Origin of the sequence: Frankia sp. EI5c (genome assembly GCF_001636565.1) — a bacterium.
Classification (GTDB): Bacteria; Actinomycetota; Actinomycetes; order Frankiales; family Frankiaceae; genus Parafrankia.
The window spans coordinates 21,793-35,237 of sequence record NZ_LRTK01000100.1 but is presented as its reverse complement, the minus strand read 5'-3'; the positions used below and the strand labels follow the sequence as shown (position 1 = coordinate 35,237).

The following is a 13,445-nucleotide window of genomic DNA, read 5'->3' as shown; positions in this document are numbered from 1 at the left end:
ACCCGGTAGCTAAGCCCTTCAGCGCCGATGGTACTGCGCGGGGGACCGCGTGGGAGAGTAGGACGCCGCCGGACTTCTTTATGGTTGGGGGCTGTTTCTGGCTGGTGCCGGAGACAGCCCCTACCTGTTTTTGCGGGATGTTCTGAGCGTGGCCGGGCCGGGCCCGCGCGCTCCACCCGCATCCTCCCCTGAACCCCTCAGCACGATCACCAGCCGTGTGATGGTGCGCTCCTGCCGTCGGCCCCGCTGGCCGCNAATGAATGGACGTCCTACTATCGGAGTACCGAAGAGGGCTGTCGGCCCCGGGCGTCGTCGAGGGAGCGTGCCACATGAGCGCAGTGACCGTGGCCGGGGAGAAGCCCGCCACCCTGCACGTCCCGGTCTGGCCGGTACGGGTGGTGACGGCTGCGGCCCTGTTCGACGGGCATGACGCGGCGATCAACATCATGCGCAGGATGCTGCAGTCGCAGGGCGCGGAGGTGATCCACCTGGGTCACGACCGCGGGGTCGACGAGATCGTGAGCGCGGCGATCCAGGAGGACGCGCAGGCGGTGGCGGTCTCGTCCTACCAGGGCGGTCACGTCGAGTACTTCACCTACCTGGTGGAGCGCCTGCGAGCCCGGGGTGCCGGGCACGTCCGCGTCTATGGCGGCGGTGGCGGTGTGATCGTCCCGGCCGAGATCGAACTGCTGACCAGCCGCGGAGTCGCCCGGATCTTCTCCCCCGAGGACGGTCGGCGACTGGGGCTGGGGCCCATGGTCAACAGCATCATCAGGGAGTCCGACGTCGACCTGGCCGTCGATCCGCCGGCGGTGGCCGACCTGCGCGCCGGCGGCGACTCGGCGCTCGCCCGGGCGATCACGGTCCTGGAAGCCGGCCGGGACGACGGGTTCGCCGCCGTGGTGCGGGACGCGGTGCCCCGTGAGGCTGCGGCGCCCGTACTGGGGATCACGGGAACCGGGGGGTCGGGAAAGTCCTCGCTGACGGACGAGTTGCTGCGGCGCTTCCGGCTGGACCAGGGCGACGCGCTGCGGATCGCCGTCCTGGCGGTCGACCCGACCCGGCGGCGCGGCGGCGGTGCGCTGCTCGGCGACAGGATCAGGATGAACGCGCTCGCGGCGCCGTCCGAGCCGGGCGGCGCCGAGGTGCCCTCGCCGACCTTCTTCCGCTCGCTGGCGACGCGGAAGGCCGGGCGTGAGCTGCCGGAGCACCTCGACGACGTCATCGCCGCCTGCCGGGCGGCGGGCTATGACCTGGTGATCGTGGAGACGCCGGGAATCGGGCAGGGCGACGCCGCGATCGTGCCGTTCTGCGATGTCTCCTTGTATGTGATGACGCCCGAGTACGGCGCCGCGTCCCAGCTCGAGAAGATCGACATGCTCGATTTCGCCGATGCGGTCGCGGTGAACAAGTTCGAACGCAGAGGCGCCGAGGACGCTCGGCGTGACGTGGCCCGCCAGCTGCTGCGCAACCGCGAGGAATTCGGCGCGACCTGGGAGGACATGCCGGTGTTCGGCACGTCCGCGGCGCGCTTCAACGATGACGGGGTGACCGCGCTTTACCAGTTCCTGCGCGATCTGCTGGCCGAGCGCGGCCTGAAGCCCGCGACGGGCGCGCTGGACCAGGTCGACGTTCGGGTCTCCTCCGGCCTCAGCACGGTCGTGCCGCCGGCCCGGGCCCGTTACCTCGCGGAGGTCGCCGAGGTCGTCCGGGGCTACCACGCCCACACCGAGGAGCAGGCGGCCATCGCGCGCCGGCGGCAGCATCTGACGACCGCGCTCGACGAACTCGCCGCGCACCGGAAATCGGCCGGCGGTGAGGCTGCCGCGGCCGGTGAGGTCGCGTCCGAGCTCACGGCCCTGCGCGACGCCGCGACCGCCGCGCTGGACAGCGAGACGCGCGCGCTGCTCGACTCCTGGCCCGCGCTGGTCGCCGAGCGGGCCGGGGAGGAGATGGTCTACACGGTGCGGGGTACGCAGATCCGCACCCCACTTCGCCGCCCCACGCTTTCGGGTACGCCGGTCTCCCGGGTGGCCGTACCGGAGATCGACGACGACGCGACGCTCGTGCGGTTCCGCCGGCGGGAGAACCTGCCGGGGATGTTCCCGTTCACCGCCGGCGTCTTCCCGTTCAAGCGGGTCGGGGAGGCGCCCGCGCGGATGTTCGCCGGCGAAGGCGATCCGTTCCGGACCAACCGGCGGTTCCACCTGCTCTCCGCCGATTCGCCCGCCACCCGGCTCAGCACCGCGTTCGACTCGGTGACCCTGTACGGCCGGGATCCGGACGCCCGTCCCGACGTGTACGGAAAGATCGGGACCTCCGGGGTTTCCGTCGCGACGCTGGAGGACATGAAGGAGCTGTTCGCCGGCTTCGATCTGTGCGCGCCGACGACGAGCGTCTCGATGACGATCAACGGCCCGGCGCCGACGATTCTGGCGATGTTCCTGTGCACGGCGGTGGATCAGCGGCTGGACGTGTTCCGCGCGGAGCACGGCCGGGAGCCGTCGGCGGCCGAGGCGGCCGAGGCGGCGGCCTGGGCGCTGGCGAACGTGCGGGGCACCGTGCAGGCGGACATCCTGAAGGAGGACCAGGGCCAGAACACCTGCATCTTCTCGACCGAGTTCGCGCTCCGCTGCATGGCGGACATGCAGGAATGGTTCATCGACAACCGGGTGCGCAACTTCTATTCGGTGTCGATCTCNGGATACCACATCGCGGAGGCCGGCGCGAACCCGATCAGCCAGCTGGCCTTCACGCTCGCGAACGGCTTCACCTACGTCGAGGCGTACCTGGCGCGCGGAATGAACATCGATGACTTCGCGCCGAACCTGTCCTTCTTCTTCTCCAACGGCATGGACGCCGAGTACAGCGTGATCGGCCGGGTTGCCCGGCGGATCTGGGCCGTGGCGATGCGCGAGCGTTACGGGGCGTCGGAACGATCTCAGATGCTCAAGTACCACGTGCAGACCTCGGGTCGCTCGCTGCACGCCCGGGAGATGAACTTCAACGACATCAGGACGACCCTGCAGGCGCTGTGCGCGATTTACGACAACTGCAACAGTCTGCACACCAATGCCTATGACGAGGCCGTGACCACTCCGACCGAGCAGTCGGTCCGGCGGGCGCTGGCCATCCAGNTGATCATTGATCGGGAATGGGGGCTCACCGGGAACGAGAACCCGCTGCAGGGCTCTTTCGCGATCGAGGAGCTCACCGACCTGGTCGAGGAGGCCGTCCTCGCCGAGTTCGAGCGGATCTCGGAGCGCGGTGGCGTTCTCGGCGCGATGGAGACCGGCTACCAGCGCGGGCGCATCCAGGACGAGTCGATGCTCTACGAACGGCGCAAGCATGACGGTTCGCTGCCGATCGTCGGTGTCAACACGTTCCTCGGGTCGGAGGCCGACGAGAACGGGGCGGTCCCGCTTGAGCTCGCCCGGGCCACCGAGGAGGAGAAGCAGTCGCAGCTGCGGCGGCTCGCGGACTTCACCGCACGCAATGCGGGCAGTGCGCCCGCGGCACTCGACCGCCTGCGGAACGTCGCCGCCTCGGGCGGCAACACATTCGCGGCGTTGATGGAAGCGGTGCGCGTGTGCTCGCTCGGTCAGATCAGCGCGGCCTTCTTCGACGTCGGCGGGCAGTATCGGCGCAACATCTGACCGTCCGCGGCGCCGGACGGACCTGCGGCCGGACCGACATGGAGGTGGTGGTCGNGGTAGTGGCCCGGTTGCCCGGGACCGGCGGACGGGGTGTCGGAATGGCATAGTGGATGGCGCCGTGTTGGCCAGCCGACCCCTTTGGAGTACCGCGCTCGTGTCGCCGCCGAAACCGCTTCCGACCGACCCGATCGCGGAGGCGCACCGGCAGTGGACCGCGCACGGCTGGGGCGCGGTGGCGGACGGCATGGCGGCGGTGACCTCGCTGATGCGCGCGCAGCAGATCCTGCTCGCCCGGGTCGACGAGGTCCTGCGCCCGCTCGACCTCACCTTTGCCCGCTACGAGCTCCTCATGCTGTTGCTGTTCAGCCGTAAGGGGTCCCTGCCGCTGAGCCGGATCGGCAGCCTGCTGCAGGNTCATCCGACCAGCGTCACCAGCGCCGTCGACCGGCTTGAGGCCCGCGGGCAGGTGCGCCGCCAGCCGCATCCGACCGACCGCCGGGCGGTCCTGGCCGAGATCACCGAGGAGGGGCGGGCCACCGCGCTCGCGGCCACCGAACGGCTCAACGACAGTGTGTTCGCGGACCCCGGCCTGCCCGACAGCGGCATCCGCCAGCTCGTGGACCTGCTCACCGACCTGCGGAGCGGGGCCGGCGACTTCTGACGCGGGTGTCCGGCGGGAGTGGCCTGTCGTGGGGGGAGGCCCGTCGAGGCACGGTGGCGCGCCGGGGCGGCGGCTACCCTCTACAGACGTGACCTACCTCGACCATGCGGCCACCACGCCTATGCGCCCCGAGGCCGTCGAGGCGTTCACCTCCGCCCTGGCCGGTGCCGGGAACGCCTCCTCGCTGCACGCCGGTGGCCGGCGTGCGCGCAGGACGGTCGAGGAGTCGCGGGAGTCGCTGGCGGAGGTGCTGGGCGCCCGGCCGTCCGATGTCATCTTCACCGGAGGCGGCACCGAGAGTGACAACCTCGCGTTGAAGGGCCTGTTCTGGTCCCGGCACACCGCCGATCCGCGGCGGCGGCGGGTGCTGGTCAGCGCCGTCGAGCACCCGGCGGTGCTGGACACGGCGTCGTGGCTGGCCCGGCGGCAGGGGGCGGTGCTGGAGACACTGCCGGTCGACGGCACCGGGCTGGTGCTGCCGGAGGCGCTGCGCACGGCGGTGGAGGCCGATCCGGCCTCGGTCGCCCTGGTGTCGGTGATGTGGGCAAACAGCGAGGTGGGCACGATTCAGCCCGTGGCGGAGCTGGCCAGGATCGCCCATGCCCACGGCATTCCCCTCCACACCGATGCCGTGCAGGCGTTCGGGCAGGTGGAGATGTCCTTCGCGGCCAGTGAGGCCGATGCCCTCACCGTCAGCGCGCACAAGATCGGCGGCCCGGTCGGCGTCGGAGCCCTGGTGCTGCGGCGCGGCCTGGAGCTTGAGCCGCTCACCCACGGTGGCGGGCAGGAGCGCGATGTCCGCTCCGGCACGCTCAACACACCCGGAGTCGCGGCGTTCGCGGCGGCGGCGCGGGCGGCCGTCGCCGAGCTGCCCGCCGAGCAGGTCAGACTGGCGGCCCTGCGCGACGACCTGGTGCGCAGGGTGCTCGCCGAGGTCCCGGGCGCGACCGTCAACGGCGCGCCCGCCGGCCCCGGCCGGCTGCCCGGCAACGCCCATCTGACCTTTCCGGGCTGCGAGGGTGATTCGCTGCTCATGTTGCTCGACGCGCATGGAGTGGAATGCTCGACGGGATCCGCCTGCTCGGCGGGAATCGCCCGGCCTTCTCATGTGCTGTTGGCAATGGGAGCGGACGAGGCCCACGCCCGCGGTTCGCTGCGGTTCTCACTCGGGCACGGCTCGGTGGCGGCGGATGTCGACGCGCTGGTCGCGGTGATCGGGCCGGTGGTGGAGCGAGCGAGCAGGGCCGGTGAACTCGCCGGCCTGAGCGCCCGGGGCTGAGTCCGCCAGCGCCGGGGGCTGAATACGGTGCCGTTCCGAAAGTTCGGCACGGCTGAATCCCCGGCCTGAACTCGCGGGCGGCCGGAGAGCGAAGGAAGGGATCGTGAGCGGGATGAAGGTGCTCGCGGCCATGTCGGGTGGCGTCGACTCGGCGGTCGCCGCCGCTCGGGCGGTGGATGCCGGTTACGACGTGACCGGAGTTCATCTCGCGCTGTCCCGGTCACCGGCCTCCGACCGGGTCGGCTCCCGCGGGTGTTGCACCCTGGAGGACGCCCGCGACGCGCGCCGTGCCGCCGACGTGCTCGGCATCCCGTTCTACGTCTGGGATCTCGCGGAGCGTTTCGAGACCGAGGTCATCGACGAGTTCGTCGCCGACTACTCCGCCGGGCGGACACCCAACCCGTGCGTGCGGTGCAACGAGCGCATCAAGTTCGCCGCCGTCCTGGACAGGGCGCTCGCGCTCGGCTTCGACGCGGTGGTCACCGGCCATCACGCGCGGCTGGACCAGGACGGGACCCTGCGCCGGTCCGTGGACCCGGCCAAGGACCAGTCGTACGTGCTCGGCACGTTGCGTCCCGAGCAGCTCGCGGCGGCCCGCTTCCCGCTGGGCGACTCGACGAAGGACGAGGTCCGCGCGGAGGCGGCGCGGCGCGGCCTGGGGGTTGCCGACAAGCCGGACAGCCACGACATCTGCTTCGTCGCGTCCGGGGACACCGGCGCCTGGCTGCGGGATCGCCTGGGGCCGCGCCCCGGCCCGATCGTCGACGCCGAGACGGGGGAGACACTCGGGGAGCACGACGGCGCCTATGCCTTCACCGTGGGGCAGCGGCGGGGCCTGCGGCTGGGCCGTCCGGCGCCGGACGGCCAGCCACGCTATGTGCTCGAGGTGTCCCCGGTGACCTCGACGGTGACCGTCGGGCCGGCGCGGGCGCTGGACATGCGCAGCCTCGTCGCCGAGCGGATCGTCTGGCCGTTCGAGGGCCCGGTGTCGTGCAGCGCCCAGGTGCGGGCGCACGGTGGGATCGTCCCGGCGGTGGTGACGGCCCGCGGCGACGAGCTCGAGGCGCGGCTGGCGGAGCCGGTGCGCGGCACCGCGGCCGGTCAGGCCGTGGTGTTCTACGACGGCGACCGAGTTCTCGGCGGCGGGCGTATCCGTTCCCTCGCCGCCTGATCTTCTCGGGCGCGGGGTCTCCTGACAGCGTGTTCTTCCCGTCCCACTGGGCGGCCTGGCACGCGCGGCCTGCCATGCGCGGCGTGGCGGCGTGGCGTGGCGGCGTGGCGTGGCGGCGTGGCGTGGCGGCGTGGCGTGGCGGCGCGGTCGGGAACGGCGGTCGGGAACAAGGTCTGTCGGAAACAGAAGGAGACGATGTGTCGAAGTTGTGGTCCGCGGCGGAGCGTGCGCCTGTCCCGGCGGAAGGCGCTGTCCCGTCCCGGGCCGGCGACGAGCCGGGGGCGCAACCGGCCCTCCCGTGGCCTCCCGGGTGCGCGACCGGGGTCGGTTCGCTGCCCGGCCTCGATCCGGACGAGGCAGCCCGTTACGTGCTCGGCGAGGTGCCGGACCTGCCGTTCCTGCCGGAGCTGCCGGGGCGCGGAGCGGGGGCCGACCTGATCGGCCGGGCCTGCACGGTACTGCCTGATCTGCCGGTCGATCTCCAGCCGTCGGGGTGGCGGCTGGTTCCCCGACCAGGAATGGACCTCCGCCGGGCCCGGGACCTGATGGCACGCGACCTGGACGCGTTCACCGAGGCGGCGGCCGGTTACTCCGGCCCGCTCAAGATCGCGATTGCCGGGCCCTGGACGCTCGCCGCCACGGTGGAGCTGCCCCGCGGGCACAGGGTGCTGTCCGACCAGGGCGCGGCACGTGACCTGGGCGAGGCGCTGGCGGAGGGGCTCGCGGCCCACCTGACCGACCTCTCCCGGCGCGTCCCGGGCGCCCGGCTGGTGGTCCAGCTCGACGAGCCGTCGCTGCCCGCGGCGCTCGCCGGGCACCTCCGCACGCCCAGCGGCTTCTCGGTGCTGCCCGCGTTGGAGGAGGGGCCGGCGGCCGCCCGGCTGGCTGCCGTCCTCGGCGCGGCGGAGGCCGTGGGCGCGGTGATCGCGGCCGGTGTGCACTGCTGCGCGCCGGGGGTGCCGATCGACCTGCTCAGGACGGCCGGCGCGCGTTTCGTCGGGCTGGACGCGACGCTGCTGACCCGGTCCCAGGACGACGCCGTGGGCGAGGCGGTCGAGGCGGGGGTCGGCCTGATGCTCGGTCTGGTGCCGACCTCGGGGGCCGATCTGTCGGACCCCCGCCGTACGGTCGCGGTGGCGGTCGACCTGTGGCGTCGGCTGGGCTTTCCCCCGGAGCGGCTCGGAGAGGTGGTGGCTGTGACACCGACGTGTGGCCTGGCCAATGCCCGTTTGGACGACGCGCGGGCGGTGCTGCGGCACTGCCGGCAGGCGGCGCGCGTTCTGGTGGAGTCTCCGGAGTGAGCATCGTCATCGCCGTGGGAGGAGATCGAGTCCGGTGAGCACCGAGGAGGTGACGGACGCGGGCCCGAGCGCCCAGGTCCGTGCGCGTGCGGCCGATCTGGCCCGTGAGCTGGACGAGCACGCCCAGCGTTACTACGTCCTGGACGCGCCTACCGTCTCCGACGCCGAGTACGACCGGCTCATGCGTGAGCTGGCGGAGATCGAGGAGCGGTATCCGGAGCTGCGGACTCCCGACTCGCCGACACAGAAGGTCGCCGGCTCCTACTCGACGCTGTTCACCNCGGTCGAGCACCTGGAGCGGATGCTGTCGCTGGACAACGTCTTCGACGCCGACGAGTTCCACGCCTGGGCGGCGCGCGCCGCACGTGAGCAGCCGGTGGCCGCCTGGCTGTGCGAGCTGAAGATCGACGGGCTCGCCGTCGACCTCGTCTACGAGGACGGCGTCCTCGTCCGGGCGGCCACCCGCGGCGACGGCCGGACGGGTGAGGACATCACGCCGAACGTGCGCACGCTGCGCAGCGTCCCGAACCGGCTCCGCGGCCCCGGCGTGCCGGAACTGCTCGAGGTGCGCGGCGAGGTGTTCTTCCCGAGCGAGCGGTTCGCCGAGCTCAACGCCTCGCTGGTCGCGTCGGGGAAGGCGCCGTTCGCCAACCCGCGCAACGCCGCCGCCGGGTCACTGCGGCAGAAGGACCCGCGGGTCACCGCCAGCCGTCCGCTCGACATGCTCGTCCACGGGCTGGGCGCGCACCGGGGCTTCGAGGCGGCGTCGCAGTCGGCGGCCTACGCCCGGCTGGCCGAGCTGGGGCTGCCGGTCTCGTCGCGCAGCGCGGTGTTCGCCGAGGTCGACGAGGTGCTGGCCTTCGTCAACGAGTGGGGCGAGCGCCGGCATGACGTCGAGCACGAGATCGACGGGGTGGTCATCAAGGTCGACGACTTCGGTCAGCAGCGCCGCCTCGGGTCCACCTCGAAGGCGCCCCGCTGGGCGGTCGCGTTCAAGTACCCGCCCGAGGAGGTGAACACCCGGCTGCGCGACATCCAGGTGAACGTCGGCCGCACGGGCCGGGTGACGCCGTTCGGAGTGCTGGAGCCGGTCCNGGTGGCGGGCTCGACGGTCGCGATGGCCACCCTGCACAACATCGACGAGGTGGGTCGCAAGGGTGTGCTCATCGGTGACGTCGTCGTGGTCCGCAAGGCCGGGGACGTCATCCCGGAGATCGTCAGCCCCGTCGTGGAGCTGCGGGACGGCTCCGAGCGGGCGTTCGTCATGCCCNCGCACTGCCCGGAGTGCGGTACGGAGCTGGGTCGCCCCGAGGGGGAGGTGGACATCCGCTGCCCCAACACGGTCTCCTGCCCCGCGCAGCTGCGGGAGTCGGTGTTCCACCTGGCGTCGCGGGGCGCGCTGGACATCGACGGGCTGGGCTACGAGACCGCGACGGTGCTCCTCGCCGAGGGCCGTATCCGGGACATCGGCGATGTCTTCCATCTCACTCCGGAGTCCTTCCAGGGGCTGCGTGGCTTCGGCGAGAAGAAGATCGAGCAGATTCTGCGCGGTGTCGAGGCCGCGCGGGACCGCCCGCTGTGGCGGCTGCTGGTCGGCTTGTCGATCCGGCATGTGGGGCCGACGGCCGCGCGCGCGTTGGCCCGGGAGCTGCGTTCCCTCGACGCGATCGCCGCGGCGCCGGCCGAGCGGCTCGCCGCGGTCGACGGGGTCGGCGCGAAGATCGCCGAGGCGGTGGTCGACTGGTTCGCCGATGCCCGCCACCGCGATCTCGTGGCTCGCCTCGCCGCAGGTGGGGTCCGCCTCGCGGACGAGGGCGCGGGAGAGGGCCCGGGCCCGCTCGACGGAGTCGTGGTGGTCATCACCGGAACCCTGCGGGAGTGGAGTCGGGACACCGCCACCGAGGCGGTGCAGGCCCGTGGTGGGAAGGTAACCGGCTCGGTGAGCAAGAAGACCACCTTCGTGGTCGCCGGAGCCGATCCAGGTGCCTCGAAGTACGAGAAGGCGCGGAGTCTGGGGATCCCGCTGCTGGATGAAACCGGATTCAAGGCGCTGCTTGATGACGGAGCGGATGCGGCCAGGGTGCTTGCGGTGCTCGAAGGGGGTGAAGGGTAGCCTTCGGATTCTGGCAGCGAAAGGTTCATCACGGTGAGCACTCACATCTCCTGGCATGTTCCCGACTGCGGAACATGTCCTCGCAACGCCCGCCAACAACGCGCGGATGCCTGGATTCAGGACAAACCTGGACACTCTTGATGCGGGGCCGTTGGCTGGCCAGCGGGCGGTCCGGGCCGGGGGCGGCGTGGGCGTTCGGGTGCGGGGTGCTGGGGTGCCTCACGGCTGCCGTGGTCATCGCGGTGGGGGTCTGGCGCGGTTGCTTCAGCGAGCTGGGACTCGCGTTCCTGCTGTTGGCGGGGCTCGCGCTCGTCGTTGGCCCACAGAGCCGGTGGCCGCCGGCGCCGTCCTCGTCGGGCGGAGTGCCGGGGGCCTCGGATGACCGGGCGGGCACCGGCGGGATGGACCTGACGGCGACCTTCCTGTTCGCCATCCTCCTCGGCTGGGGCGCGCCGGCGGCGCTGGCGGTGCACCTGGCCGCCGGGGTGCTGCCGGAACTGCCCCGACGGGTCCCCCTCCGGCGGGTCCTGGTGCGGGTGGGGTGCCGCGCGCTGGGCCTAGCCGCGGCCGGAGTGGTCGTCGCGGGATTCGGTCTGCACCAGGATCTCGGGACCGCGCAACTGCCCGCCGTCGCGCTGGCCGCGCTGGTGCTGCTGGTGGTCGATGATCTGCTGGACCCGCCGGCCGGAGCCACCCGCTCCCGCTCCCGGTCCGGGGCTGGGCTGGGGGCGGCTTCCGGCAGCCGGGTCGCCGGGAGCGCGGGGGCCGCGCGCCGCCTGTTGGTCGCCGACCTGCACCGACGGGTGGCGGCGGGCGCGGCGCTGCTGTCCCTGGCGCCGCTGATCGTGATCGCGGCGGGGCGCGGCCCCTGGCTGGCGCTGCTGCTGCTGCCGGCGCTGCGGGTCGTGGCGAGAGTCGGGGAGGGGATCCGGCAGAAGGAGTTCGAGGCCCGGCACGACGGGCTCACCGGCCTGCCGAACCGAGCCGCGCTCGCCGAGCGGGCCGCGGCCGGGTTCGCCGCCGCCGAGCGGACCGGCACGCGGGTCGGGCTGCTGCTGCTCGACCTCGACCGCTTCAAGGAGGTGAACGACCGCCTGGGGCACGAGGTCGGAGATCGGCTGCTGGTCGTCGCGGCGACCCGGCTCACCGCGGCGCTGCGTCCGGGGGACGTCGTCGCCCGGCTCGGCGGCGACGAGTTCGCGGTGCTGCTGCCCGCCCTTCCGCCCGGCGCGGAGGGCCGGACCGTCGCCGGGGAGGTGGCCGGGCGGGTGCGCGGCGTGGTCCGCGCCCCCTACGAGATCGACGGTCAGTCGTGCGACGTCGATGTGAGCGTCGGTGTGGCCCTCTATCCCGATCACGGCAGCGACCTGCCCTCGCTGTCGCGGTGCGCCGACATCGCGATGTACGCCGCGAAGGAGCACCGGCTCGGGATCCAGACCTACGGTCCGCGGGACGCCAGCCGGGCCCGGCTGCGCGCCCGCACGACCGCGGAGCTCGGCTACGCCCTCGACCACGGCCAGCTCGAACTGCACTATCAGCCCCAGGCCGAGATCGCCGACGGGCGGGTGTGCCGGGCCGAGGCGTTGCTGCGCTGGCGGCACCCGAGCCGGGGGCTGCTGCTGCCCGGGGTGTTCGTGCCGCTTGCCGAGTCCGCGGGGCTGATCCGTCCGATCACGTCGTGGGCGATCGACGCGGCTCTGGCCCAGACCGCCCGCTGGCACGCGGCCGGCATCCCGGTCCGGGTCGCGCTGAACGTGTCTCCGCGTGACCTGCGGGACCCCCGGTTCGTCGGGTCCGTCGCGAGCGCACTGGCCGCGAACGACCTGCCGGCGGCGACGCTCACGTTCGAGGTGACCGAACGGGCCCTGACCCCCGACGGGGAGGGCCCGGCCGGCGCGCTGCGTGATCTGGCGGAGCTGGGCGTCACCGTCAGCCTGGACGACTTCGGAACCGGTCTGGTGTCGCTGGACGCGTTGCGGAGCCTGCCGATCAGCGAGATCAAGCTCGATCGGACGGTGATCGGTCGGACCGGGACCGTCGCCCGGGAGGCGGCCTTCGTCCGGGCGATGGTTCGCCTCGCCTCCGACCTCGGGCTGCGGGTCGTCGCCGAGGGCGTGGAGACGTCGGCCGAGTGGCGCCGACTGGCCGGCTTCGGCGCGGACGCGGCGCAGGGCTGGCATGTGGCGCCCGCGATGCCCGCCGGCCTGCTCACTCCCTGGCTCGCGCCGGCCGCGGTGCCGGTGCCGGTGATCACGGCCCGGCCGACCAGCGGCGTCTGACCAGCGGCGTCTGGCCGGCGGCGTCTGACCAGTGGCGGCTAGCGCGCGGGGTCGCTGGTGCGGGCGAGAGTGGCGGCGATGCCGGCGAGATGAGCCAGCCGGGCGATCTCGGAGGAGCGGAAGGCCGGGCCACCCGGCCGGCCGACGAGCAGCGCCAGCCGGTCGTGGCCCACCGGCGCCGCCGCCAGCTCCATGTTGACCGCCTCCCAGCGGGCCGGGAACTCGCCGTCGCTCGGCGCCAGCGACCGGGCCCTCGCCAGGGGCAGCCAGGGCAGCGGGAAGCGGACCCGCTCCGGTACGCCCAGGTCGTCCCCGCCGAGGTTCGGGGCGCCAACCGAGGCCTCGCGCACGCGGACGTCGCCCGGCGCGAGATGTTCCAGCAGCAGCGCCCAGTCGGCGTGGAAGACCCCCGGGACCAGGTCGGTCAGCACCGCCCCGGCCTCCGCGGGGCGCTCCGCCAGGGCCTCCACGAGCTCCAGGTCGTCGCCTATCCCGGTGCCGTCGGCGAGGAACGGCCGCAGCGCCTCGACGGTGACACCCGGCACCGACTGCGCCGCGGTGAACACCCGGTCGGCGAGGCCGCCCGGGGGCAGCAGCACGATCATGTCGTCCACGGCGCCGTCGGGAGTGTGCTCCACCACCGAGAGGCTGACGATGTCGATTCCCGCCGCGCCGAGAGCCGTCGCCACGGCGCCCAGCGCGCCGGGATGATCGGGAAGCACGAGCCGGAGCAGGTAGGACATGCGCCCGAGCATGCGCAAGGGGTGTGACCCTGTCATGGCGATCATGTGTCGGGCAGATGTCCGCGCAGGTCAGCGCCATCTCGGACGTCCGCGGTCGGGGCGGCGTGGTCCCGGCGGCCCCGCGCCGGCACGCCCCGCGCCCGGCCGCGGACGCGGCGCGCCGGACAGCCGGCTCGGACCCGTACGATGAGGGCACGCCGACGCCGCGCTTCCCGGTACGCCGCAACCCGCGCGGCGGGCGA

General features: G+C 73.0%; 8 protein-coding genes, 1 rRNA gene and 6 pseudogenes. 14 read left to right on the top strand and 1 reads right to left on the bottom strand.

The genetic code is table 11. The features are described 5' to 3' along the window. The 14 genes and pseudogenes from rrf to UG55_RS24595 form a co-directional block, all read left to right on the top strand. Positions 1-74 (top strand): 5S ribosomal RNA (gene rrf, locus UG55_RS24630); the annotation flags it as partial. 255 nt (positions 75-329) lie between these two features. Beyond that, positions 330-2,701 (top strand): annotated as a pseudogene (locus tag UG55_RS24625) (methylmalonyl-CoA mutase family protein); the annotation flags it as partial. A 1-nt stretch (position 2,702) separates the two neighbouring features. After that, positions 2,703-3,137, top strand: a pseudogene (locus tag UG55_RS43045) (methylmalonyl-CoA mutase family protein); the annotation flags it as partial. Between the two features lies 1 nt (position 3,138). Further along, positions 3,139-3,656 (top strand): methylmalonyl-CoA mutase family protein (locus UG55_RS43040; protein ID WP_242425057.1); only part of this gene is annotated, 518 nt, incomplete at its 5' end. A 154-nt stretch (positions 3,657-3,810) separates the two neighbouring features. Beyond that, positions 3,811-4,069, top strand: a pseudogene (locus tag UG55_RS46060) (MarR family transcriptional regulator); the annotation flags it as partial. A gap of 1 nt (position 4,070) precedes the next feature. Beyond that, the coding region (locus UG55_RS43030; protein ID WP_242425056.1) for a MarR family winged helix-turn-helix transcriptional regulator at positions 4,071-4,317 on the top strand (247 nt) is incomplete at its 5' end. 88 nt (positions 4,318-4,405) lie between these two features. Then, positions 4,406-5,596: a cysteine desulfurase family protein gene (locus UG55_RS24615; protein ID WP_066073751.1), complete on the top strand. Its 1,191-nt coding sequence runs from the start codon at positions 4,406-4,408 to the stop codon at positions 5,594-5,596. A gap of 112 nt (positions 5,597-5,708) precedes the next feature. After that, on the top strand, positions 5,709-6,767 hold the full coding sequence (gene mnmA, locus UG55_RS24610; protein WP_066073746.1) for a tRNA 2-thiouridine(34) synthase MnmA: 1,059 nt from the start codon (positions 5,709-5,711) through the stop codon (positions 6,765-6,767). 197 nt (positions 6,768-6,964) lie between these two features. After that, the gene (locus UG55_RS24605) at positions 6,965-8,068 is read left to right on the top strand and encodes a methionine synthase (protein ID WP_066073743.1); all 1,104 of its coding nucleotides are present in this window, start codon (positions 6,965-6,967) and stop codon (positions 8,066-8,068) included. Positions 8,069-8,102: 34 nt separating this feature from the next. After that, positions 8,103-8,348 (top strand): annotated as a pseudogene (locus UG55_RS43025) (NAD-dependent DNA ligase LigA); the annotation flags it as partial. A 1-nt stretch (position 8,349) separates the two neighbouring features. Further along, positions 8,350-9,162 (top strand): annotated as a pseudogene (gene ligA / locus UG55_RS43020) (NAD-dependent DNA ligase LigA); the annotation flags it as partial. 1 nt (position 9,163) lies between these two features. Then, a pseudogene (locus UG55_RS43015) lies at positions 9,164-9,338 on the top strand (hypothetical protein); the annotation flags it as partial. Position 9,339: 1 nt separating this feature from the next. Next, positions 9,340-10,181: helix-hairpin-helix domain-containing protein (locus tag UG55_RS43010; protein ID WP_242425055.1), on the top strand; the 842-nt coding region annotated here is incomplete at its 5' end. A 140-nt stretch (positions 10,182-10,321) separates the two neighbouring features. Next, positions 10,322-12,460 carry a bifunctional diguanylate cyclase/phosphodiesterase gene (locus UG55_RS24595; protein WP_242425054.1) on the top strand — a complete coding sequence of 713 codons (2,139 nt, stop codon included), beginning with the start codon at positions 10,322-10,324 and terminating at the stop codon, positions 12,458-12,460. Positions 12,461-12,498: 38 nt separating this feature from the next. Here UG55_RS24595 and UG55_RS24590 read toward each other — a convergent pair whose 3' ends face one another. Next, complete coding sequence (locus UG55_RS24590) at positions 12,499-13,203, bottom strand: ACT domain-containing protein (RefSeq protein WP_396231011.1); 705 nt, start codon at positions 13,201-13,203, stop codon at positions 12,499-12,501. Positions 13,204-13,445: the final 242 nt, after the last annotated feature.